A 24119-nucleotide genomic window follows, 5' to 3' on the forward strand; every position below is an offset into this window, starting at 1 on the left:
AGTCTAAAACGTGAGCTACATCACACTTGATGCGAGCTAATGTAACTTACACAATTACATTAACGCAATGCAAAAAATGCTCTGCGCGTAGCGGGAATTTGCGTGGTTTTTTATTGCGTATCCGCTTGATATTGCGGTGAACAAGGGACAAAAGGATAGCCTGCGCACCGTTCGACCTGCCCGGCCATTTCGGCGATGCTGGTTTGCGCCAGGCTGGCTTCCAGCGCGTGACCGACGCGTGCAAATTCTTGCTCCAGCACCGGGGTAATGGCGTGGCCGATATAGCACGCATCGTTAGGCCGGGTACGGTGCAGCATGAAATACGGTTGATCCTCTACCGCGCGATACACGTCCAGCAGCGAGATCGTTTCCGCCGGCCGCGCCAGCAGCGCCCCACCGCCTTGTCCCATCTGTGAATAGGTCAGCCCGGCCTCCGCCAGCGCGCCGAGGATGCGCCGTACTACCGTCGGATTCGTGTTGACGCTGCGCGCGATGTCTTCGGAACGCACCGTCTGGCCACGACACAGCGTGATATTGGTCAGAATATGGATGGCAACGGCAAATCGCGTAGAGGTAGACACCTTGGCACCTGCTCAGAGTTTCGTTTATGTCGGATTAAAACATAAGGAAAGCGTATCAATTTACGGTAATACACATAATGAGTAGGGATAATGAGAATGTCAACCTGCCCCGCCCGATGGCGGCGGCGGCTCATGCTTCTGTGCGGATCTCCGTCACTTTATCGGGATAAAATGCCAGATGATCCTTGATCGCTACCACGGCGTTGTAGGGCATTTCATAACTCCAGGCCACATTGGCCTCCTGCTCGCCGTTAAGCACAAGGGAGAAATAACTGCAGTCGCCCTTATAAGGGCAGTAGCTGACGTGCTCGTTTTTCTGCAACAGCGCCCGATTCACATCCTCACGCGGAAAGTAAAACACCGGCGGATAGGTGGCTTCCTGCAGGATGAGCACGTTGCGGCTGTCGGCCAGGGTCTGACCGGCTGCACGCACGACAACCCGCGCCGGATGGCGGGTCAAGGTGATTGGGTGGTCCGGGCCGGGGGTTTTCACCGGTTTGCCGGATGCGGAAACGAGATCGGACATGGCGGCCTCCAGAGTGTGCGCCCCGCACCCCGCGAGGCGTCTTTCCAGTATAGACCCACGATTTTACCGGCGGCCGCACATTCGGCGAGCAATCGCTTTTCACCGCCGCAAAATTAAGAATTTTTACCTGTTCGATTTTCTTACGGAGGAATACATTCATCCCAACTTCTACCGGCAGGTTAATCGGATTATTTTTAATCCATTAATCAGTCAATTTACCAGGAACTCATTATGAATATTAAACGTGCCGCAGGTGTGTTGGTGGTGGTGATGGCAACGCTTTCCGTTACCGCATGTGGGCATATGTCCAATCGCGATCGCAACACGGCGATCGGCGCGGGCGTCGGTGCAGTCGGCGGTGCGGTGCTGACCGACGGCAGCACGCTGGGTACCCTCGGTGGCGCGGCGCTGGGTGGCATTATCGGCCACCAGACCAGCCGTTAATCATCGCGTTAAAATAATCTCTGCAGGTCGGCACTTTTTTAATCCATAAGCGCCGGTCTGTTTTTTATTTATCGAAATAACGTCCCTCAGCGGTGGAAAATAATAAATAACGTTTAGCGCAGCTTTATTATTCATTAACCTGCGTCAGGGTTATTTATTGCACAGGCAGCCTGAAACGCGCCATCGCTTTTTCCAACCGTTCCGATTCGCCCTGCAGCGACTGAGAAGCGTCGGTCACCGCGTTCACCACGGCGCCGGTTTGTTGCACCACCTGATTCAGCGCCGTAATGCGCGCCGTCACGTCCTGAATGCTCTCCCCCTGATTGAAAGACGCCTGCGAGATTTCCCCCATCAGGGCACTGCATTTGTTCACCAGATCGATAATCTGGCGCAGGTTGCCGGTCAGCAGATCCACCGCCTGCGAACCTTGATCGATTTGCTGCAGTGAACGGTTGATCAACTGCTGAATATCGCGCGTCGAATGGCTGCTCTTTTGCGCCAACAGACCCACCTCTTTGGCTACGATGGCAAAGCCGCGGCCGTGAACGCCGGCATGCGCGGCCTCGATCGCCGCATTCAGCGCCAGAATATGGGTCTGGAACGCCACGCTGTCGATCAGCGCGACGATGCCACGCATCTCGGCCGATTGGTTGACGATCCCTTGGATTGAAACATTGACGGTTGCCATCATCTGCTCACCGGCGCCGGCGTACTGCCGGGCTTGTTCGGTTCGTTGGCTGGCCTGCTGGGCGTATTGGCCGTTTTCTTCCACCCGCGCCGCCAGCTGCTGCACGTGCTCGGTCGCCAACTGCAATTCGCCGTCCTGCTTCGCCGACTGTGCCGTCAACTGGCGATTGCCGTCCGCCAGCCGGCCGACGCCACTCAGGATCCCGCTCGCCGCATCGCGCACCTCGCTCACCAGCCGCTGCAGGCCGTTTTGCATATGGCCAATGCTGGTCTGCAGCTGACGCATCTCGCGGTTCAACGCCCGCTCAGGCGGCAACGGCCGCGAAAGATCGCCGGCGGCCAGCACGTTGAGGTGCGCGATTGCCCGCTGCAGCGGTGCGATAACCCAGCGAGAGACACCGACCCAGACCCCCACGGCAATCAGCGCCAGCGCCGCCAGCGCGCCAAACGCAAAGATCTTGGCCTGCTCCAGCGCCGCCAATTGCCGCACGTTGACGTCATCGCCACGCCGCTCGTTCAGCGTCTGGTAGGCAAGATACTTCTCGTTGAAATCCGCCTGAAACGCCTGGATCGGCACGGCGAAAAACGCATCGACGCTGGCGCTGCTTTGCAACCCTTGCGCCTGTTCCTTCAGGCCGTCATAGAACAGACGATAGCTGTCTTTCAGGGCGCCCGTCGCTTCGGGCGCAGCCGCGCTCAAGCGCTCGAACCGGGCAAAGGCCTGCTTTGAAGCCGCCAACGCCGCCAACGATTCATCCAGCAGGCTATGCCAACTGCCCTCGGAGCCGGTGGCTTTATCCTGCAGATAATAGATGCCCGCACGGTTCAGGGTATCGCTGGCCGTCAGCAGCGACAGTCTGGCGCGATCCATTGTCGCCTGCTGGCGATGCAACGCATCGCCCGTCACCAGATTAACCTTGGCGTCGCGCAAAATATTGGAAATAAATAGGGTGGAAAACAATTGCAGCAGAGAAAATAGCGCGATAACGCAAATCACCCCGCTTAATAAGCCCATGCTCTTGCCGAAGCCAAACGCACGCGGTAGCGCTGCCGCAGGTTTTACCCTGCGGCCCAGTGTCAGTTTTATGTTCATGATTTTTAGTCAGTCATACCAGGATGCCGCGAGTCTAACGGGCATTGATGACACGACTATTTCAGCCTGCTCTGCGTCGCCCCCGCCGGCCAAGATCCCCCAATAATCGGTATTGCCCGTCAACTCTCATTTTTATTTCTTGACTTGTTTAATACCGGATTTATAGTTTTTACATTAAAAAAAGAAACAAAGTTTCATATATTAACCGGCGCGGCATTTAATATATGAAACGCTCAATAAAATCGTCTCAAATATAAAACCGATGAGCGTAAATGCCCTGTTCACAGGTGAAACTCGCTCGCCTTAATAAACAGTCTATTTTCTTCAGGGGCCTGCTATGCGCAAGATCACGCTTTGTTTTTTCCTTGTTTCACCAGTGAGTTATGCAACCGTCGCCGCATTACCCAACGATGCTGCCACCACCGCAGCGCCGGTAAAAAAAAGCCGCCCGGCATTTCCGCATATTCATTGGCAAAGCGAGGATAATAAAAAGAATATTGATATCGGCGGCGCACTGCGCGCCAATTATCGCTATGAAGACTGGCACAGCAGCAATTATCGTAATCCTCCGCATTTACGCTTTGACGCCTTTCGCATCGATGCCGCCGGCCAGGTAAACGATGCATTTTTCGATGGCGGATTCTGGTTTCAGGATCGGCGCAAATACGCCATCGACCGCGCCTATGTCGGCTATCACCTGTCTGAACGTTCCGCCGTGCAACTGGGCGCGCCGTTCAAACCGTTCGGCCTAATGCCCTACCCGCAGTTCGGCTGGTCGTACGGCATTCCGTTTTACCTCGGCTTTGGCGTCAACACCGGGCTGGGCGCCAAATACCAATATCAGCATGACGATTGGGCCTTCGACGCCGCCTATTACCCGCGCATGATGCCGACCGGCGTGCGTTACGCCCCCGACGTCGCCAGCTACGGCGATCTGAAAAACACCAACTATGCGTCACAGCACCTGCAGCGCAACGAAAAACGCGATCAGATAAACCTGCGGCTGACGCGCGCTTTCCACCAGGGCGGCTGGGACAATGAGCTCGGCGGTTCGCTGGCGGCCTCACGGCTCTACAACCAGGCTACCGGCGATAACGGCAGCTTCTGGGCGGCGGGCCTGCATACGCTGGTGAATAACGATCCCTGGCATCTGTCCGGCCAGGTGATCCGCTACGGTTACGATGCCAAAGGCCCGGCCGGGGCCAACAATTCGGTGATCCTGATGGGCGGCAACGGCCTGACGCCGGCCTATCTGATCCCGTCGCAGGCCACCACCGCCGCCATCAACCTGGCGCGCGACGTCGACGTACCCTGGGGGCCGGTGAAAAAGCTGCGCTTCTACAACGACTACAGCGTGCTCTGGAAGGATAAGCACGGCGGTTCCGACTCCAAAATGAATACGCTCGGGGTGCAGGTGTTCGCCATGCCGGTGATGCTGTGGGTGGATCTGACCTGGGCGCAGAACGCCAACCCGTGGGGCGGCGTGGAAAACGCCACCGGTTGGACCGGCACGCAATCCTCCGGCAGCAATAAATGGTATTTTCGCACTAACGTGAACATCGGTTACTACTTCTGAGCACGGCGAGATCTACACTGAAGTATCACCGCCAACCGGAGAAGCCACGATGCTGAGCACGCAAACGCTGCATATTGCCATCAACCGCCCCTGTGACGAGGTGTACGCCTTTCTCAGCCAGCCGGAAAATTTCCCCTTGTGGGCCAAAGGGTTGGCCAACAGTTTACGGCAGGAAGATGAAGAATGGGTGGCAGACACCCCACAGGGAAAACTTCGTATTCGCTTCAGCGCGCCGAATGCCTTCGGCGTGCTGGATCATTGGGTGACGCTGCCGAACGGCGGCGTGGTCTACGTGCCGCTGCGCGCGCTCGCCAACCGGCACGGCACCGAGGTGATCTTCACCCTGTTCCGCCAGCCGGACATGGACGACGCGCTGTTCGCCCGCGACGCCGGGCTGGTGAACGCCGATCTGCGGGCGCTAAAGCGCCTGCTGGAATCGCGCTAATCCCCATCAGCTCTTGACCGACGACACCACGTTAAGCGGTTGGGCATCCGGCAGGATATTCATGTGCTCCAGCACCTGGGCCATGATCTTGCCGAACACCGGCCCCGCCACCGAACCGCCGAAGTGCTTGCCGGCTTTCGGGTTGTTGACCATCACCACCAGTGCCACCTGCGGATCGCTGGCCGGCGCCACGCCGGCGGTGTAGTTGATGTAGCCGCCGTCGTATTTGCCGCTGGGGCCCATTTTCTCGGCGGTACCGGTTTTGATCGCCAGCCGATAGCCCGGTACCGCGGCGCTCACCCCGCTGCCGCCAGGCAAGGCGTCGCTCTCCATCATATGCACCACGGACCGTACCGTATCCGCCGGCAGAATACGTTGCCCCATCACCGGCGGCGTCACCTTGGTGATCGACAGCGGCCGATAAATGCCGAAGGAACCGATAGCAGCATATTCGCGTGCCATCTGCAGCGGCGTCACGCGCAGCCCATAGCCGAAGGAGAAGGTAGCGCGTTCGATATCGGCCCAGCGTTCACGGTGCTGCGGCAGATAGCCGCTGCTCTCGTTGCCGATGCCAAGCTCGGTCGGCCGCCCCAGGCCAAAGCTACGGTAGACCGCCGGCAGCACGGTGGCCGGCAGCGCCAGCGCAATGTGCGATACCGCGATGTCGCTCGATTTTTGCAGCACGCCGGTGATGGTCAGTTTCGACCAGTGGCCGACGTCTTTGATCAGGTGACCGTTCACCCGATACGGCGTGGTGTCCAACACGGTATCCGGCCGGATCAGCTTATGTTCCAACCCCACCATCACCACCACCGGTTTCACCGTCGAACCCGGTTCGAAGCTGTCGCTGCTGCACACGTTGCGGATATCTTTCGCCGGCGTGCTGCCATAGTTGTTCGGGTTGAACGACGGATAGCTGGCCATACCGAGGATTTCGCCGGTGTCGATCTTGACCAGTACCGCACAGCCGGAGTCGGCCTGGTTAGCCACCACGCCGTCGCGGATCTGCGCATAGAGCACATACTGGATAAATTTGTCGATGCTGAGCGTCACGTTCGGCGGTGGCACCGGATCCACGCTTTTGAGCACGCCGATCACCGCTCCGCTGCCATCCTTCTGATAGACCCGCAGGCCGTTTTTTCCCTGCAACAGCGGATTGAAGCCCAGCTCGATGCCCTCCAGCCCCTGATTGTCCTGGCCGACGATACCGATCAGCCCGGCGGCATCCTGGCCCATCGGATAAAAGCGGCTGAAATCCTGCTCGGCGCTGACGCCGGTCAGGTGCAGTTTGCTGATGTAGGCGGCGTTGTCGTCCTCCACCTTGCGCGCCAGGTAGACAAAACGTTTGTGCGCGTTGCTCTGGATCAGATGCTGGATGTCCGCCAGCGGGATCTTCAGCACGTTGGCCATACTCTGCCAGCGTTCGTTACCGGTATCGGTCTGGGTATCGAGAATATGCTTCGGGTCCAGCACGATGTCTTTGGACGACACGCTGACCGCCAGCGCCTCATCGTTGCGATCGGTGATCATAGCGCGGTTGGTCGGCACCACCTGGGTGCGGATCGAACGCTGGTCGGCCTGATCCGCCAACTGCTGGTGTTCCAGCAGCTGCAGGTAGCCGACCCTGAACGCCAACAGAAAAAAACAGACCAGCATGCCGGCGCAAATCCAGCCGAAACGAACTGTGGAATAGGTTTTACCGCTCTTTTTGGTCGATGGCGCCACTGTTGTGTTAACCCTACGTTTTTATTCGGTTTATGGTGTTATTTCAGTCTACCTTGCCGGAAATGGTCAGGAGATTGCAGTTTGTAAGAAAGTAAAAACAAACCGCATCACCGTTGCACATCCGCACTGTCGTTTAACTGCGGTTTACTTTGCGGCATATCACCGGGCTGTGGCGCGTTGGCCGGGTCAAAAATATGGTCGAGGATCGCGCGTGCGGTCGGCCCCGCCACCACGCCGTCGCCACCGCCGTTTTCCAGGATCAGCGCCATCGCCACCCGGGGGTTTTTGTAAGGCGCGAACAGCGTATAGAAGATGTGATCGCGTAGCCGCACCGGGATCATTTTGGCGTTGTAGGTCTGGTTTTGCTTCAGGCTGAATACCTGCGAGGTGCCGGATTTGGCGGCGATCTGGTACGGCGCGGTATGGAACAGCTTGTAACCGGTGCCGTTCGGCAGGTTGGCCATGCCGTACATGCCGTTGCGCACGATGCCCCAGTAAGGCGAGTGGGGATCACCGATCTGCGCCGCTTGCGCCGGCGGCTGGTAGCGCGTCACCCGGTTGCCCTGCTGCAGCGAATACAGCAGATGCGGCGTTTTCACCTGGCCGTTGTTGATCAGCGTGGTCAGCGCTTTTACCATCTGGATTGGCGTCGCCACCCAATACCCCTGGCCGATGCCCACCGAAACCGTATCCCCCTGATACCAGCCTTTTTTGTGCACCTTCAGCTTCCAGTCGCGGCTCGGCAGCACGCCGCGATACTCTTCGTTCAGATCGATGCCGGTGGACTGGCCGTAGCCGAACTGGCTCAGCCAGTGGTGAATACGATCGATGCCCATCTCATACGCCACCTGATAAAAGAAGGTGTCGGCAGACTCCTCGATCGCTTTGGTGACGTTGAGCATGCCGTGGCCGGTTTTCAGCCAGTCGCGGTAGCGGCGCTCCGTGCCGGGCAGCGTCCAGGTCGGCGCGCCGAAAAAGGTGGTGGTGGGCGTGATCACCCCGGCGAACAGCGCCGAAACGGCCATGTAGGGCTTCACCGTGGACGCCGGCGGGTACAGCCCCTGGGTGACGCGGTTGATTAGGGGCAGATCCGGGTTGCGGAGCAGCGCCTTATAGGCCTGATAGCCGATGCCTTTGACGAAGGGATTGGGATCGTAACTGGGGCTGGAGACCATCGCCAGAATGCCGCCGTCGCGCGGATCTTCCACCACCACCGCGGCGCGTTGCCCCTTCAGCACCGATTCAATGTACTGCTGCAGCGGCAGATCCAGCGTCAGGTAGATGTTTTTGCCGGCCTTCGGCGGCTGCTCCTTCAGCAGGCGGATCACCCGCCCGTGGTTATCCACTTCCACCTCCTGATAGCCGGTGGTGCCGTGCAGCTCGGACTCATAATAGGCTTCGATGCCCTGTTTGCCGATGTTGCGGTCGGCGGCGTAGTTTTCGCTCAGGCCGGCCTTGTCCAGGCGCTTGAGATCGCTGTCGTTGATCTTCGACACATAGCCCAGAACGTGCGCCAGCTGAGCGCCGTAAGGATATTCACGCTGTTGATAGGTATCGATTGTTACCCCGTCGAAACGGTATTGATTGACGGCAAAACGCGCCACCTCGGTGTCGCTCAGCCCGGTTTTTAGCGTCACCGGCTTGTAACGGCTGTTGTGGTGCATGTCATCGCGAAACGCGCTGATGTCCTCCGGCGTCAGGTCGACGATCGGCGTCAGCGCCTGCAGCAGCGCCGCCATGTCGGTGATTTTGCTGGGCGTGATCTCGATACGATACAGTGTCACGTTTCGCACCAACGGAGTGCCGTTACGATCAAAGATCAGCCCGCGGCTGGGAGCTAGCGGCAGCATCTTGATGTCGTTCTGGTTGGAGCGCGTCTGGTAAAAGCCGTGCTGGCGGATTTGCAGCCGGTAGAGGTTGACGATCAATACGCCGAAGCACACCACTACCAGCGCCAGCGCCACGCCTGCCCGGCGGATAAACAGCCTTTCTTCCGCAGAGTGGTCGCGAATTGTTTCTTTTAACAGGGCCATGCAGTGCCGGTACCTTTTGCGTCACATTTCCCCGCAAAATCAGGGAGCTGAAAAGCCGGCAAGCATAGCGTTATCGGGCGCGACGCCCCATGAAAAGGTTGCTAATGAAATGGCATAACTGTTTCAGCATATTGGAATGTTACCGGCGGCGATTTTTTCACCGCGATCCCCATTGAGCCCCCGTTCGCCCCAATGCTACAATGTGATCTTAATCACACTATTACCGATATTCCCCCGCATTTCCCTGTCGGCGCCCTGCCGGATGCGGCTTTTTGTTACATAGGATCGAGTTCGATGAGTACCATTGCCACCGGTTTAGTCATGATGCGCTGGGAGTTGCTGAGCGCCGTGATGATGTTCTTCGCCAGCCAGTTAAACGTCGTTTGCCGTAAAACCAGCCGCAACGGCATGGCGTTCATGTTCAGCAGCCTGGGCCTGTTTACCGCCTGCTGGTTCGTGATGGGCCTGATGGGCATCCACCTTACCCTGGAAGCCTTCACCCAGTTCTGGTCATCGGCCTGGGATCGCTACGTGGACGTGGTCAGCACCATGCCGGTCGATTGGCCGATGCCGTAACCTCGCTGCACGGGCGGCGCACCGGCCGCCCAGCGATTATTCCTCGTCCGTTGGCGCCGCCGCCAGCCGCGCCATCAACGCCCCCGCCTCAACCAACAGCGCCTGTTCTTGCTCCGTTAAACAACTTTCCATCGCCGCCAGCAGCCACGCCTCGCGCCGGCTGCGGCTTTGCTGCAGCAGGCCCAGCCCGGCGGGCGTCAGACGTACCCGCACCCGGCGTTTATCTTCGGCATCCGGCGTGCGCACCAGCAGCCCGTCGGCCTCCAGCTCACGCAACGCGGCCGCCAGGTTAGAGGAACGCATGCGCTCCGATTCCGCCAGCAGCGACGGCGTCGCCTCGCCGCCGTGGCGATCGATAGCCCCCAACAGCATCAGCTGGGCCCAGGATTTTTCGTCGCTACGCGACTCGCGCCGTAAACGGCGCACCAGCGACATTAACTGCGTGCGCAGCAGCGTCACGTCTTCAGGGTGATCTTTTTTCATTGGCATCAATCTAGCGTTCAGTTTATCCCTGCTTTCACACCGCCGGATCGCGCAGTGCCCTGCCTGGCTACCGCGCCGCTCTGGCTTAACCTAGTTACCTATGATAATATAGCTATTAATATATAGCAAAAAAGACACTGCATCGGCAGGGTTACGTTTGCTCACGCATTTGCCCCTCGCCGATTAATTTGCAGTGTTATTATTATTTTGCTTAATAAATCCCTCCTTATTCAACGTGGTACGGTAAGCCGATGGAAGCGTGGAAAGTCAATCTGATCTCGGTCTGGCTCGGGTGTTTCTTCACCGGGCTGGCGATGAGCCAAATCCTCCCTTTTCTGCCGCTGTACGTCGAACAGCTCGGCGTCAGCGATCACCAATCCCTCAGCCTGTGGTCCGGGCTGGTGTTCAGCGGCACCTTTTTGGTCTCGGCGGTGGTCTCGCCGCTGTGGGGCAGCCTGGCCGACCGCAAAGGCCGCAAGCTGATGCTGCTGCGCGCCTCGCTGGGCATGGCGATCGTCATCGCGCTGCAGGGGCTGGCCACTAACGTGTGGCAGCTGTTCGCGCTGCGCGCCCTGATGGGGCTGACGTCCGGCTATATTCCCAACGCCATGGCGCTGGTCGCCTCGCAGGCGCCGCGTGATAAAAGCGGCTGGGCGCTGGGCACGCTCTCTACCGGGCAGATCTCCGGCGTGATCGCCGGGCCGCTGTTGGGCGGGCTGATGGCCGACCATCTGGGGCTGCGGGTGGTATTTTTCGTCACCGCCGGGCTGATGTTCGTCAGCTTCCTGGTGACGCTGTTCCTGATTAAAGAGCGGCGCATCACGGTGAAAAAAGCGGATCAGCTGAGCGGCAAGGCGGTATTCCGTTCGCTGCCCTATCCGACGCTGATCGTCACCCTGTTCGTTTGTACCCTGATGATCCAGCTGGCTAACTCGTCCATCAGCCCGATCCTGACGCTGTTCATTCGCGAGCTATCGGGCGACGTCAGCAATATCGCCTTTGTCAGCGGCATGATCGCCGCCGTGCCCGGCATTGCGGCGCTGATCTCGGCGCCACGCCTCGGGCGGCTCGGCGATCGCATCGGCACCGCGCGCATCCTGATCGCCGCGCTGCTGTTCACCACCGGCCTGTTCGCCGTGATGGCCTGGGTCAATACGCCGCTGCAGCTGGGCATTCTGCGCTTCCTGCTGGGTTTTGCCGACGGCGCGCTGATGCCGGCGGTGCAGGCGCTGCTGCTGAAGTATTCCTCCGATCAGGTGACCGGGCGCATCTTCGGCTATAACCAATCCTTCATGTACCTGGGGAACGTGGTTGGCCCGCTGCTGGGATCGGGCATTTCGGCGATGATGGGGTTCCGTTGGGTGTTCGCCGTCACGGCAGTCTTGGTGCTTTGCAATGCGCTGCAGCTGCGCCATCAGTTCAAAAAAGTGGAAAATCAACGTGCGGGATAACGGGGAATGTGGGGAAACGCCTCAAGCAGTGGCGGGACAATGACGCCCATCAACCGTACCACCACTGCCAAAGGCGGCCGTAGCCTACTCGACGCGGCGGTCATTTAATATTTATGTAAGTAAATAAAGTGTTGCGGGCGCGTAGAGGGCCGCCGCAGCGGCCCTTGTGGCTCAGAACATGGTATTGTCGTTAGCCGATTTTTCCGGCACATCCTGATTGACGTCCCAATGCTCGGTGATTTTCCCCTGATCGTTCACCCGATAAATATCCACGCTGGCGGTGCCGCGATCTTGCGGGTTATTTTGGTATTTGACGTGAACGTAGACCAGATCGCCGTTGACCGCGCTGCGGTATATTTTGGCGCTGTATTGCGGATTGTCTTTAAAGGTCTGGCTGAAGAAATCGAGGAACGGCTTGATGCCGTCGCCGACGAACGGGTTATGCTGCTTGTAGTTTTCCACAATCAGCCTCTGCGCCACGCCGATGTCGTGGCGGTTGAAGAAGCCCGCGTACAGATCTTCCACCACCTTCAGCTTTTGCTGGGCATGATGATAGCCGCCCTTGCCGGCCGACTTTTGCGACGCCGCCTGATCCGTTGACAACGCCGGGTAACTCGCCAGCAAGCCGCCGACGATCGCACAGGCGATCAATGCCTTTTTCATAACTGCTCCTTAGTTTCCTGAGTGACCTACGATTTTCAGCTGCCCTTTCAGATGGGTGAAGCTGCCGTCCTTGGCGGCGATGTTGGTGTACACCTCGCCGCGCTCAAAGTCCTCGATATGCGTCACGTTGTCGCCGGACTGCGGTTCGTGCCAATAAACCATGTAGACCTTCGGCCGAATCTCCACTGCGGTGTACTGTACCGTGTCGGTAATGCCCTGCGACGCCTCGCCGATACCGGTGAAGGTCATGGTCTTGTCATCGGTAAAATCCAGCTTGAAGGCGAAATCGCCGAAGGTCACCTGCACCACTTTACCGACCGCAATAAACTGCCCGTGTTTTTCCGTCATCGTCGCCGCCTTACTGTTTGTCAGGGAGGGTTGCGCCGCCATAGCGGCAGGCAATGCCAGGGGGAAAGTCAGGGCTATCGCCAACGCGATGCCCGTTCGTTTCACTGTTTTCATCGTTCCTTCTCCTTTCCGTGGTTGAAAACGAGAATCATTATTATTTCTTAAGCATTGATGGAAATATAAGAATAATCTCTATTCCCATCAATCACCTGGCGGCAAAAAAAGACGGGGGAAAATCGCCGTAAAATGGCATGGCAATAGCGCGTTCTGGCCCTTGGTTTTTACGCAATGAACGGGATTACTGCTTTCAGGGAAGGAAACAACTCGGGGATTCGATAGGTCTATAGCGCAGATCGCTTTAAGTTAATGCGTATTTGTTCTTAGGCCGCCCGCCGCTGCAAAACGGCGGCGAACGGCACGGCGTTTAACGCAGCCAGGGCGTATAGGTGACGCCAACCAGCAGTCCTTCCGGGCTGAGCAACCGGGTAACGCGTTGCCCCCACGGCTCTTCGCGGTTGGCGACCAACAGCCGATAACCGCGATCGACCAGCCCCTGGGTGGCGGCCGCCATGTCGGCCACGTCAAACTCGATCCACGCCTGTGGCACCGCGAGATCCGCCGGCCAGCGTTCGCCGCCAAAGCAGGACTGCGCCGCCTGCGCCAGCGGCCACAGGGCAAAATGCTTCACCCCGTCCAGCGCGCCTTGCTCCGACAGCAGATAGGTTTCGTTGCCCGGCATCGGCTTGAGCGGCAGCCCCAGCGCCTCGACATAAAACGCCTTACTCTCGTCGCTCTCACGCGTGATGGGCCCGAATCCGGCGACAAACAACACGCCCAGCCCGGCAAACTGTTGATCCATGCTGCACTCCCCTTCGGTTAGCGCCCCAGCCGCACCTGCAGCGGAGCAAATCCATAGGCCGCCTTGAAGCGGTTGCTGAAATGGCTGGCGGAACTGAAGCCGCACGCCAGCGCGATCTCGGTGATCGGCTGTTGGCTATGCCGCAACAGCTGTTCCGCCCGCTGCAGCCGGGCGCGCATCACGAACTGGTGCGGCGCCAGGCCGGTGGCGTGCTTGAACATGCGGGCGAAATGGTATTCGCTCAACCCGGCCTGCGCCGCCAGATCCGCCAACAGCAAAGGCCGATCGAGGTGGTTTTCGATATATTCCCGCACCCGCCGGGCTACCGCAGGCGCCAGGCCGCCGCGCACCGGCGGCAGCTTCCACTGCAGCTGGCTGTAACGCTGGATCAGGTGTGACATCAGCAGGTTCGACGCGCTGCTGAGCGCCAGCAGATTGGCGCTGTCTTGCCAATCGCAGTTGAGCAAAAACTGGCGGTACAGCAGCGTGATCTGCGGATCTTCGCCGAAGCTGCGCGGCTCCACGTTGATCGCCGCCGGGCTGCGATCCCAGGTTTGCTCCGCCAGCTGCCGCAGATGCCCATCGGTGCAATACAGGTGCACGAACGACAGATCGCTGCGCACATCCCAGGTGGAGGCGTATTGGCGCGGCATGATGCAGAACCGATCCGGCCCGCCGCCGTTGCGCCAGCCGCCCGGCACCTGCTGGTAGCACTCATAGCCGTCGGCGACGTACAGGCTCAGGGTATGGTGGTCGGCGCTTTCCTGCGTGACGCGATCGTTGCAGTTGGACCAGGCCGCCAGCTCCACGCCGGTGCCCAGCAGCACGCTGCCGTGCAGCCGCGCCTTGTGCTCACGCAGTGTTTCAAACGCCTGATAGTTGGACATCGCCGGCCCCGTTGTTCGACATGCCGACAGTGTAAAGAGTGGCGCCGCGGCATGCCAGCAGCCGCCCCGCGCTTTTGGCAAAAAAAGCGCAAGAATATGCAACTGGGCGCAAAGCGCTGCAAGCGCCGCCGCGCGCCAAAGCGGATACTGCGCCATCGGTTTTTTCGGAGTAACAAATAGAATGAATGCGCTGTTGTACCTCGCCGTGGTGCTGATTTGGGGCACCACCTGGATTGCGATCACCCTGCAACAGGAAGGCCCGGTGGCCATTCCCGTCTCGATCGCTTACCGCTTCGCCATTGCCGCCGCGGTGATGTTCGCCGTGCTGTTGCTAACGCGCCGCCTGCGCCGCCTCGCCCCGCGCGACCATCTGTTCTGCGTGCTGCAGGGCTGCTGCGTATTCGGCTTCAACTTCTTCTGCTTCTACCACGCGGCCGCCTACATCAGCAGCGGGCTGGAATCGGTGATCTTCTCGATGGCGGTACTGTTCAACGCCCTCAACAGCCTGCTGTTTTTCCGCCAGCGCCCCAGTCCCAACCTGCTGCCGGCGGCGCTGCTGGGGTTGACCGGCATCGTGGCGCTGTTCTGGCAAGATCTGGCCGCCACCCGCATGGCGCCGGAGCTGCTTAAAGGCATCGGCCTGAGTGCGCTCGGCACCTACGGTTTCTCACTGGGCAACATGATCAGCACGCGCCATCAGCGCCGCGGGCTGGATATCTTTTCCACCAATACCTACGCCATGACCTACGGCGCGCTGTTGATGGCGCTGATCGCCTGGGCGCAGGGCGCGTCATTCCAGATGGAATACAGCAGCCGCTATATCGGCTCCCTGCTGTACCTGGCGATTTTCGGATCGGTGATCGCCTTCGCCGCTTACTTCAGCCTGCTCGGCCGCATCGGCGCTGGCGCGGCGGCCTACAGCACCCTGTTGTTCCCGCTGGTGGCGCTGACCATCTCAACGATCTACGAAGGCTATCAGTGGCACTTCAACGCCGTGCTGGGGCTGTGCCTGATCCTGCTGGGCAACCTGGTGATGTTCGCCAAGCCGACGCTGAAATGGCGGCGGGCGGATATCTCAAAACAAAACTCAACCCTTTGAAGCCATTGGCGAATATCGTTATCATCAGGTTTTGTTGATAATGGATGATGGCAAATGCTCAGAAGTGATGATGTGACACCCCGCGCCTACAAACAGGTGGACGTGTTTACCCGTACGCCGCTGCAGGGCAACCCCGTGGCGGTGGTGCTGGAGGCCGAGGGGCTGAGCAGCGCGCAGATGCTGGCATTGGCCCGTTGGACCAACCTTTCGGAAACCACCTTTGTGCTTAAACCGACGCACCCGGCGGCGGATTATAAGGTGCGCATTTTCACCACCGAAAAAGAGCTGCCCTTCGCCGGCCACCCGACGCTGGGCACCGCCCACGCCCTGCTGGAAGCCGGATTGGCACCTAAACGGCCTGGGACGGTGATGCAGGAATGCGGCGTCGGTCTGGTGGCGGTCAATATCCAGCCGGAAGGCACCTTGGCGTTCGCCGCGCCCGAAGTTGAGCTCCGCCCAATGGCGGCTGAGGAAACAGAACGGCTGATGGCCGCTTTACGGCCCGCGATGATTGCAGCAATCCCCCTGCCGGTGATTGCCGAGATGGGCATTCGCTGGCTGATGGTGCGCCTGCCGGACGCGCAGTCCTGCCTGGCGGTGACGCCAGATCAGGCAACGATTAAACAGCTGCAAACGGCTTGTGAAGTGGATGGCGTAGTGATTTATGGCGCCTGCCCCGCAACCGAACCGGCCGATTACGAAATGCGCGCGTTTATGGTGGAATGCGGTGTTTTGATTGAAGATCCGGTAACCGGCAGCGCCAACGCCTGCCTGGCGCGCTTGCTGCAAGCCAGCCGCTTCCCCGACGGCGGCCAGACCGCACAGGGTTACCAGGTGCGCCAGGGCACCCAACTGAATCGAGATGGCCGCGTGAGCGTGCGCTTTATTGACGGCGAACCTTGGATCGGCGGGCAGTGCTGCACCCTGATTAACGGCACATTGGGTATTTAGTTTTGGGGGAGGAATAAGAGGATGGTGAGCATCTTTTGGGAACGTCAATTAGCAACTCTCAAAGCCTATGTTTAGCTGTTCTTCATTACATAGGTCAACAAACTGCTGAGAGACAATTATCCTTTCACAATAGATGCTATCCCTAGCAATAAAGAACTCCCTGTCACACTTGTAAGCAGGCACATCAATGAGCTTGCTTCCATCCCCAAGCTCTCTGAACGTCGAGACTTCCTCATCAATAATTGAAAAATAATTATTCACTTTACACAGAAGCATCGTTTCAGTTACGTTTTCTACCGCACATTCATAGAATAACATTTCAGACGAAACCTTGCGTTCAAATACAGCCTTAGCTCTTTTTGAAAAAATTGGAATTCCGAGACTGGCAGGAAAATAGTCATGCAAATTAAAAATGTCGCTACTCAAAGCGCTTGGCACTTTCCCTTTTGGCAGTGAGTAGGATAGGAACTTACCATCACCTTCATTCCAAATAAAAAAGCTGGACAATCTTAATTTCGGATCGAGAAAATAAATCAAGTTATCGCCAAATGTAAAGCTACTGAAAGTATAGAATTTCATGTCACTCTCACTCAACCTAATTTAACGATGTTGCATTTTATTCTCTTTCTTGCCAAGCACTCTTTAATTAGAGAAAAAATAGCATCCCAATCACCACCTCCCAATCCTGCACCAATCATAGGCAATTGTATACTAAGCCTTTCTTTTAATGCATAATCAGAAACCAGACTCAGGCATTCTTTCAGTGCTTCATATGAAACATACTGAGCATTATCATCTTTACTTTTCTTTAGTCCATCCTGAGCCAGCATATTTGCAATATATATCCGCTCGTTTCCGTTCACACAGATGAATTGTACATTCCTGAGAAAAAAATCCTTTTTTTCAGAGAACCACTTTAAATATCCTTCCTTTACTGCTGGATAGCGTTTTGATAGAGGAACAACAAAGCCTTTTCCCCACTTACCCTTATTATTCACAATATGAATGATCATTTTAGATTTTGACAAAGGAATAGATTCATCACCATAACTAAAACTGAAATAATCATTCAAAACATCAGGGGTGATTGTCTTATCCCATTCACTTTCAAATTCAAGACTAGTTATCAACTTTGACTCAGAAAGATCAAGCTCACTTTTCTTACCATCATAAAGTAAAAAACCTATATCTTCGTGCCAATCTTCCAAAGATGAGAATGAATAATACAAATCATTTATTATAGTTATTTGTCTTGTTGCAACATCGCCATTAAACTCAGTATAGATCCTCCCTTCGCCAGAAATGAGTTCACATTTACCTTTATAATAATTCTTATCGGACTCCACAGTTCTTTCCTCCTCCTACGACAGATGGAATAAGCTATTTCTAACAATCAATCACCATGTTACTTACAATAACCCTCTAATTTTCAATGCCACTATCAAAAAACTCAAAGCTTCAATTAACTACTAGCATTCAATAATCTCGAAATCCTTTGAACTATGAAATGAGAAAACCGAAAAAATTATTTGATTCTAAAGATAATAGCCGCTCATCGTCACCTGCCTTATATTTTAAGAAAACCCCTGAGGACGGATCGTCACTATAATTTACTCCAACTATGATAACCTCCTGCTCAGTTTTAAATGACTGGGAATAAATTGACATCATAGAAAATTGATCATCCACATCTACCTCAAACCACGGAGCGATGTTTTCAACCAAATGTGAATTAACAACCCCATCATTACCGATGTAAACCTCAAAAACAACCTCACCAGATATAAAGTAAATCCTGTCATACATCGGGTGAAAAATCGGTGGTGTATCCGAATCTATGTAGCCAGTGACAACTATATCACTCACCCCAAATTTAATTAAATGTTCACTAAACTCACTCATATATTCCATAAGCTAACGCCAGAATGAAAAATCAGATACGAAAATTTCGTTTATTATCAGACCACTAGAAATATGATTTATCGCATCGGAAATCTCATCATATGGGGATGGGAGGATAAACGAAACACCAAAATCATCATTAATAATGATGGAGCCATTGTATATTTTCTGCGACATCGTCAGCTTTATTATATCTATCACACTCATTCTGGGAAATATGATTCCATTGTAGCCCCTTGATAATGAGCATTACATCCAAGTGACAAAATGACACCGTCTTTATCAGTTACGATGGTCAAGGTATTGTCGACTGTATATGACTTTCGATCACTCCCGTCAGGTAGGAAGTGGTTTTTAATCTTAACACTAAATCTGGAGTGCATCTCATTAATATATAGTGAAATATTTTCATTTAGAACGACATTCCCTATGAAAACACCCGACACAATCCTCGCGTTAAAATCAATCATGTTAGACACCGTAATATTAAATGATTTATCAATGTGTACGGATGGATATTTCAAAATTATCAAACCTGCTCTTTTAGATACTTTTCATTCTAGACATTCAGAACCGACTGAGAATTGTCGGCTCTAGCAACATCACTTATTTTAATCATTAAAAACTAGAGTGTTTCTCTCAAGATTGTGATCTTTTATATAACTATCTTCCCATTCAAAATAATCATTCGGTGCTGTACGAGGAAAACCCTTCTCAAAATATCTATCACCATGTGACATTACCATACCCCAATAATATTCATCCTCATGACCTAACATACAGGCCTCCATGAAATTCTTGGGTGGTGTTGTAAACATAGGCGTATTGTTAATTATGTAACTTGCTTCCTCTTCACTTTTTCTTCCATAAAAAACAATCACTCCATAAATAATATGGACCCAAGAATAAAAATTCATAATGACACTTTCATTTTTACTAGATTCATTCAAAAACACCAGATTGTCAATTAATCTATTATTTTCAAACATATTAATCATTACCCACCTAGATTATACACCGTGTCACTTACTTCCAATAACGCACTAATCCGATCAATGTAACACCAGAAAATATTCGCCGAACAGTCGCCGTTGTCACATCACTCCTGCGACAACCGACGGTGCTGCCACAGGAGGCTTATAAACTCTTCGAACTATGTGGTTAGTAAGAGAGAGTATTACCCTCCTATTAAGATACTTTATCTTGGTTTAAATGGATGAAGACATTGTTTAAAGACTTCCCTCATAGTCTCGTCACTCATTTTATTTAAAGAATCATGTTGATATTTATTAATTTTGTTCATTACTGCAATCTCATTGTCCGGGTTTTGTATGTCATAAAATTTTCGCTCAAACTCTCCAAGATAATCAATAGCAATCAACTTATCAAAGAAACTATTGATTGCATAACTACCAGCATACTCTAATGATTCAACATCATCACAAGAAAACTTAACATACATTATAAGCTTCTTCAGTGCACTAATTTCAGCCTGAGTAACAATTATTTTCTTTTCATTTTCATCCACCACAGCTCCCCCTTGCCTTAATCTGATTAAAGGTTAATTTACTTCTCGTTTCATAATTCATTTTAGATACTATGGAATAAGGATTCCCCCCAGAGTAAAGGACATCTTTTAACTTCAACCTTCCATTATGAATGTATTCAAGGGCAGATGACTGTTTTATGTTACTCATTTGCACAGGATCTGCTTTAAAGATAATAGCATAATCACCTCTTCCTACATGCTTAGGATCATTAATAAGAATGTCCCGCATGACATCGTTAGGTGACATAAGTATATCTGTTATATAAACCTTCCCCTTGGCATTAGCCTCGAGAACTCCTGTTTTCATTATACTCTCAAAACCGCTTTTATCCGTATAATGTATAAAGACACTTTCACCACTCAACCCCAACGGATCCACCCACATCAGCGGGTTCGGCGCATACTGATAAAGGTTCAGCCCGCCGCGCAGCCCTATCGGATCCTGCGTGGTGAAACGCCCCACCTCGGATTCGTAGTAGCGGAACAGGTTGTAGTGCAGGCCGCTTTCATCGTCCTGGTATTGCCCGGCGTAGCGCAGCGGCTGCTGGTATTGCGCGCCCTGCCGCTTCGCCGCGCCGGCCACCGTCTGGCCCTGCAGCTTGCCGAAGGTATCGTATTGCCCGGACCAGCACAGGTTGCCCGCCGCGTCGGTCACCTCCAGCGGCGCGCTGTTCAGATCGGTGTGATACCAGTAAATATCCGCCGAGCGGCTGTCGCCTGCCTGCTCCAGCGCCGCCAGCGGGCTCCACGGGCTGGCCGGATCGTAGCTCCAGCTGCGGCGGCTGCCGTCGTCGCGCTGCTCCTGCAGCAACCGATAACCCTGCCACAGGAAATGGGTCGTCTGTTCGGTTTTGCCCTTGTAGTGCACCGTTTTGCGGCTGCGGCGTCCCAGCGCGTCGTAATGGTACTGCGCCTCGAACTCGCCCTGCGGGCCGCGGCCGTGCGCCTGCACCAGCCGGTTGTCGGCGTCGTAGCGGTAGTGCTGTTCGTACAGACCGTTGCGCCGGCTGATCAGGTTGCCCCAGGCATCGTAACGGTAAAACAGTTTTTGCCAGTGCGTCAGGCGGTTGTCGGCGATCGGCGCCAGCGGCAGGTGCGCGTCGATATCGCTCTGCGGGCTGCGCTCGCCCAGCAGGTTATCCGCCAGGTCGTACACCAGCCGCGCGCCCGGTTTGCCCTGATTGGGTTCGCGGTGTTGCAGCAGGCGGCCCTCGGCGTCGTAACCGTAGTGCACTTCGCCGCGCAGCGCGTCGCTCACCCCGGCCAGCTCGCCGCGGCCGGTGTAGCGATAAGCGCGCCACAGCACGCCGTCTTCCGGCCGGGTCAGTTTGTCGTGGCCGAAGGCGCTGCTCTGCCAGCTGCGGCGGCCCATGGCGTCGTAACGCCGCTGCTGCTGCAGCGCGCCCTGACTGCGGCCGGTTTCCCGGTGCAGGCGATCGCGGGTGAACTCGCTCACCACCTGCTGGTTGAATTTGATGGCGCTGGCGTGGCCGGAGCCGTAATACAACCACTGCAGGCGATCGCCCTGCGGCAGCGTCAGCGCCTGCAGGTTGGCCAGCGCATCCCACTGGTATTGCAGCTCGCCGTTCACGCCCTGCTCGCCGAGCAGCCGCCCGGCGGCGTCATAGCGCATCTGCACGCTGTCCGGCTCGATCCCCAACGCCACGCCGCTCGCCGTCGGCAGGCGGTTCAGCTCACGCAGCCGCCCCATGGCGTCGAAACGGTAATGCCATTCCGCACTGGCGTTACTGCGCCAGACCAGCTGCCCGGCCTCGTCGAAGCGGAAGCGCTGTTCGCGCTGAGTCAGCTCGCCCGCGCCGCCCGGCAGGCCGACCTCACGGTGCTCTTCCAGCAGCCCGGCCGCGCCGTAACGATAATAGTGGCGGGTGTCGTCCGGGCGCTCTTCGGCCAGCACGCGGCCCACCGCATCGTAGCTGAAGCGGTAGTCGCCGCCGTTGCCGTTCTCCAGCCGCGTCAGCCAGCCCTGCGGGCTGTAGTGATAGCGCCGGGTGCGGTTGATGCGGTCGGTGATGCTGACCGGCAACCCCAGGGCGTTGTACTGCCAGCGGGTCAGGCTGCCCAGCGCGTCCTGATGTTCGGCCAGCTGGCCGTGCGCATTCCAGTTAAAACGCTCTTCGCCGCCGTCCGGGTGGATCAGGGTGTGCAGGCGCCCGCCGTTATCCCATAGGTAGCGCGTCTGGTGGCCTTCGGCATCGGTCTGCGCCGTCAGTTGCCCCAGCGCATCGTAGGTATAAGCCGTGACGCTGCCGGAACAGTCGGTGTAGCGCGTCAGCTGGCCGCGGGCGTCCCACTCCAGCTTCACTTCCCCGCCCAGCGCGTCGATCACACTAGCCGGCAGGCTCTCTTCGTCATCCGGATAGCGGTACAGCGTGGTATTGCCCAGCGCATCGACATAACGCGTCGGGCGCCCCAGCGTGTCCCAGTGCTGCGCCTCGCTGCTGCCGTCCGGGTACGCGACGGCGAACAGCCGGCCGCTGTTGCGCGAATATTGATAGCGCGTCACGCGGCCGAGCGGGTCGGTCTCCGACAACAGGCGGCCGTAAGGGTCCCATTCGCTCTGGCGCTGCGCGCCGCCGGGCAGCAGCACGCTGCACAGCTCGCCGCGTTGGTAGATAAAACCGTAGCGGCGCTGGTCGAAATCGGTGTACTGCGCCACGTTGTCGTCGTCATCCAGCCGCCACTCCGCGCGCTTGCCGTCGCCGCGCACCGCGCTGCGGCGCCCGCCGGCGAAGTCATAGCCGAACTCAAGGGATTCTCCGGCGCTGTTGCGATAGGCCGTCACGCGCGGCACGCCGTCGATCTCTTGCCATTGGTATTCGTTCAGCAGCCCGGCGGCGTCCTGGTGGCTGATCATCAGGCCGTCGCGCCAGCCAAAGCGGCGCGTTACCTCACCGGCGCGGTTGCTCACCGTCGTCAGTTGGCCCTGCTCATCGTAACCGTAGCGCGCCAGCGTCCGTTTGCCTTCGGCGGTTTGCAGCGCCACTTCGCGCAGGCGGCCCTGCGCATAGCGGCACATCAGGCGCTGCCCGGCGCTGTCCACCAGTTCATTCAGCAACCCCTCGTCGTCGTAGAACAGCGAGGTGGCGTTGCCGATGGCGTCGGTGATCATGCTGAGCCGGCTCGGCTGCTCGCCCGCCAGCGGCGGGTAGTGGAAAATCTGTTCGCCGACGTCAAACAGCTGCCAGCTGCCGTCATCGTTGTGCATCAGCCAGCATTTTTCGGCTTCGCAGTAAGTTTTGTGGCCGCGCGGCACCATAGGGAAAGCGACGAAGTCGCCGGAAGGGGCGCGCCACACCAGGCCGTCCTGATACGGCTGCAGGCTGCTCTCCCAGAACAGGTTCCAGCCGCGGCCCAGTACGCTGTCGCCGGGGTTGCCGCTGCGCCAATAGCGCTGCCAGGCGACCGGCAGGCGCGATGGCAGCACGAAATCGAGATCGTCTTCGCCGTCGAGGAATTTCTGGCCGCTGACGATATCCACCGGCCGGGCGATAATGCCAACCGCGGCGGTCGCGGTCATCAGGGTGCCGGCACGGCAGGCGATGCGCGCCAGTTTGTTGATGCCGGGCAGCTTGCCCAGCAGTTTGCCGAGCGCCCCCAACTTGCCGGCGGCGCCGCCCACGCCGCCCACCAGGCCGGCGAACAGCAGCGTCAGGTCAGAGACCTTGTACAGCCAATCCGGCACTTCGGGCTTGATCGGCAAGGTGGTGACGGTGCCGCCGCCGATAAACACGTTGGGCGAACCTTCCATCACCTGCGCGTCGCAGTTGGTTTTGTCCCCCACGCGCGAGGCGGGCTGGCCGTTGATGCTGACCTTGTCGGAGCCCTGCGCCATCTGCATGCTCGGGCCGTCGTCGCTGCAGGCCACCTGGCTATTGGTGGCGAGCGCGGCGGGTTTGCCGTTGATGAAAACGTTGGGGGAACCGGTGACGATATTGCCTTTGGGGGTCAGGCTACCGGCACCGGCGTCGGCAATGCCGTCGCGCGCCGCGGTGGCCGCCTCCCCGGTGAGATACCCCACCGCCAGGCTGGCGCCGATAAGCAGCACGCCGACGCCGATACAGGAGGCCGCCAGGCCGGCGACGAACAGCGCCCCCGCCGCCACCGCGCCTGCGGCGGCGATCAGGCCGCCGACAAGGGTGCCGGCAATCATGCCGGCCAGGGCATGGGAATGCCCGATAATATCGCCGACGCGAGCCGCTTCGGTCATCGTAAGGTCCTTT

23 protein-coding genes are annotated in these 24119 nt (G+C 56.8%); 7 read left to right on the forward strand and 16 right to left on the reverse strand.

The annotated features are described in order from the left end of the window. Window positions 1–110: 110 nt before the first annotated feature. Together N6G83_RS06065 and N6G83_RS06070 are read right to left on the reverse strand one after the other, a co-directional pair. Window positions 111–581, reverse strand: a complete 471-nt coding sequence (locus N6G83_RS06065; protein ID WP_025302788.1) for an Rrf2 family transcriptional regulator — start codon at window positions 579–581, stop codon at window positions 111–113. A 130-nt stretch (window positions 582–711) separates the two neighbouring features. Continuing rightward, the gene (locus N6G83_RS06070) at window positions 712–1107 is read right to left on the reverse strand and encodes a DUF427 domain-containing protein (protein ID WP_260514892.1); all 396 of its coding nucleotides are present in this window, start codon (window positions 1105–1107) and stop codon (window positions 712–714) included. Window positions 1108–1338: 231 nt separating this feature from the next. Between N6G83_RS06070 and osmB the strand changes: the two genes are divergently transcribed. Next, window positions 1339–1551 (forward strand): osmotically-inducible lipoprotein OsmB, encoded by a 213-nt coding sequence (gene osmB, locus N6G83_RS06075; RefSeq protein WP_004940700.1) that lies wholly within the window; start codon window positions 1339–1341, stop codon window positions 1549–1551. 154 nt (window positions 1552–1705) lie between these two features. Here the strand turns inward: osmB and N6G83_RS06080 are convergent, their stop codons facing one another. After that, a complete protein-coding gene (locus tag N6G83_RS06080) occupies window positions 1706–3253 on the reverse strand; it encodes a methyl-accepting chemotaxis protein (RefSeq protein ID WP_260515571.1) in 1548 nt (515 codons plus the stop codon). A gap of 415 nt (window positions 3254–3668) precedes the next feature. Here N6G83_RS06080 and N6G83_RS06085 point away from each other — a divergent pair, with 415 nt between their 5' ends. Both N6G83_RS06085 and N6G83_RS06090 read left to right on the forward strand, forming a co-directional pair. Further along, window positions 3669–4907 carry a hypothetical protein gene (locus N6G83_RS06085; protein ID WP_169541311.1) on the forward strand — a complete coding sequence of 413 codons (1239 nt, stop codon included), beginning with the start codon at window positions 3669–3671 and terminating at the stop codon, window positions 4905–4907. A gap of 49 nt (window positions 4908–4956) precedes the next feature. After that, window positions 4957–5352, forward strand: coding sequence for an SRPBCC family protein (locus N6G83_RS06090; RefSeq protein WP_127145885.1), 396 nt, complete (start codon window positions 4957–4959; stop codon window positions 5350–5352). Window positions 5353–5358: 6 nt separating this feature from the next. Here N6G83_RS06090 and N6G83_RS06095 read toward each other — a convergent pair whose 3' ends face one another. Together N6G83_RS06095 and mrdA are read right to left on the reverse strand one after the other, a co-directional pair. Continuing rightward, complete coding sequence (locus N6G83_RS06095; protein ID WP_043142739.1) at window positions 5359–7077, reverse strand: penicillin-binding transpeptidase domain-containing protein; 1719 nt, start codon at window positions 7075–7077, stop codon at window positions 5359–5361. Window positions 7078–7184: 107 nt separating this feature from the next. Then, on the reverse strand, window positions 7185–9110 hold the full coding sequence (mrdA, locus tag N6G83_RS06100) for a penicillin-binding protein 2 (RefSeq protein WP_060447194.1): 1926 nt from the start codon (window positions 9108–9110) through the stop codon (window positions 7185–7187). Window positions 9111–9404: 294 nt separating this feature from the next. Between mrdA and N6G83_RS06105 the strand changes: the two genes are divergently transcribed. Continuing rightward, window positions 9405–9686, forward strand: coding sequence for a YjcB family protein (locus N6G83_RS06105; RefSeq protein ID WP_033634498.1), 282 nt, complete (start codon window positions 9405–9407; stop codon window positions 9684–9686). 36 nt (window positions 9687–9722) lie between these two features. Here the strand turns inward: N6G83_RS06105 and N6G83_RS06110 are convergent, their stop codons facing one another. Next, window positions 9723–10169 (reverse strand): MarR family winged helix-turn-helix transcriptional regulator, encoded by a 447-nt coding sequence (locus N6G83_RS06110; RefSeq protein ID WP_038629307.1) that lies wholly within the window; start codon window positions 10167–10169, stop codon window positions 9723–9725. Between the two features lie 251 nt (window positions 10170–10420). On the opposite strand from N6G83_RS06110, the gene N6G83_RS06115 reads away from it, so the two are divergent. Beyond that, complete coding sequence (locus N6G83_RS06115; protein WP_004940721.1) at window positions 10421–11620, forward strand: multidrug efflux MFS transporter; 1200 nt, start codon at window positions 10421–10423, stop codon at window positions 11618–11620. Window positions 11621–11791: 171 nt separating this feature from the next. On the opposite strand, the gene N6G83_RS06120 is transcribed toward N6G83_RS06115, so the two are convergent. From N6G83_RS06120 to N6G83_RS06135, 4 genes are all read right to left on the reverse strand, one after another. After that, a complete protein-coding gene (locus N6G83_RS06120) occupies window positions 11792–12283 on the reverse strand; it encodes an ester cyclase (RefSeq protein ID WP_025302780.1) in 492 nt (163 codons plus the stop codon). A 9-nt stretch (window positions 12284–12292) separates the two neighbouring features. Continuing rightward, a complete protein-coding gene (locus N6G83_RS06125) occupies window positions 12293–12745 on the reverse strand; it encodes a MoaF-related domain-containing protein (RefSeq protein ID WP_028127408.1) in 453 nt (150 codons plus the stop codon). 310 nt (window positions 12746–13055) lie between these two features. After that, a complete protein-coding gene (locus N6G83_RS06130) occupies window positions 13056–13490 on the reverse strand; it encodes a VOC family protein (RefSeq protein ID WP_025302779.1) in 435 nt (144 codons plus the stop codon). Between the two features lie 17 nt (window positions 13491–13507). Continuing rightward, window positions 13508–14377 carry a helix-turn-helix domain-containing protein gene (locus tag N6G83_RS06135; RefSeq protein WP_025302778.1) on the reverse strand — a complete coding sequence of 290 codons (870 nt, stop codon included), beginning with the start codon at window positions 14375–14377 and terminating at the stop codon, window positions 13508–13510. A gap of 181 nt (window positions 14378–14558) precedes the next feature. On the opposite strand from N6G83_RS06135, the gene N6G83_RS06140 reads away from it, so the two are divergent. Further along, window positions 14559–15476, forward strand: a complete 918-nt coding sequence (locus tag N6G83_RS06140) for a DMT family transporter (protein WP_025302777.1) — start codon at window positions 14559–14561, stop codon at window positions 15474–15476. 54 nt (window positions 15477–15530) lie between these two features. Further along, the gene (locus N6G83_RS06145) at window positions 15531–16427 is read left to right on the forward strand and encodes a PhzF family phenazine biosynthesis protein (RefSeq protein ID WP_025302776.1); all 897 of its coding nucleotides are present in this window, start codon (window positions 15531–15533) and stop codon (window positions 16425–16427) included. Between the two features lie 48 nt (window positions 16428–16475). On the opposite strand, the gene N6G83_RS06150 is transcribed toward N6G83_RS06145, so the two are convergent. The 6 genes from N6G83_RS06150 to N6G83_RS06175 all read right to left on the reverse strand — a co-directional run bounded on the left by N6G83_RS06150 (window position 16476) and on the right by N6G83_RS06175 (window position 24106). Beyond that, window positions 16476–17006: a hypothetical protein gene (locus N6G83_RS06150; protein ID WP_025302775.1), complete on the reverse strand. Its 531-nt coding sequence runs from the start codon at window positions 17004–17006 to the stop codon at window positions 16476–16478. Window positions 17007–17017: 11 nt separating this feature from the next. Further along, window positions 17018–17773, reverse strand: coding sequence for an Appr-1-p processing protein (locus N6G83_RS06155; protein ID WP_260514894.1), 756 nt, complete (start codon window positions 17771–17773; stop codon window positions 17018–17020). A gap of 154 nt (window positions 17774–17927) precedes the next feature. Further along, window positions 17928–18329, reverse strand: a complete 402-nt coding sequence (locus N6G83_RS06160; protein ID WP_227256392.1) for a hypothetical protein — start codon at window positions 18327–18329, stop codon at window positions 17928–17930. A 611-nt stretch (window positions 18330–18940) separates the two neighbouring features. Beyond that, window positions 18941–19327: a hypothetical protein gene (locus tag N6G83_RS06165; RefSeq protein WP_145957797.1), complete on the reverse strand. Its 387-nt coding sequence runs from the start codon at window positions 19325–19327 to the stop codon at window positions 18941–18943. A 200-nt stretch (window positions 19328–19527) separates the two neighbouring features. Continuing rightward, window positions 19528–19857, reverse strand: a complete 330-nt coding sequence (locus N6G83_RS06170) for a hypothetical protein (RefSeq protein ID WP_230201382.1) — start codon at window positions 19855–19857, stop codon at window positions 19528–19530. Continuing rightward, window positions 19850–24106 (reverse strand): RHS repeat-associated core domain-containing protein, encoded by a 4257-nt coding sequence (locus N6G83_RS06175; protein ID WP_260514895.1) that lies wholly within the window; start codon window positions 24104–24106, stop codon window positions 19850–19852. Before N6G83_RS06175 ends, N6G83_RS06170 begins: the two co-directional genes overlap by 8 nt. Window positions 24107–24119 lie beyond the last annotated feature (13 nt).

It is taken from the genome of Serratia sp. PL7, assembly GCF_945957435.1.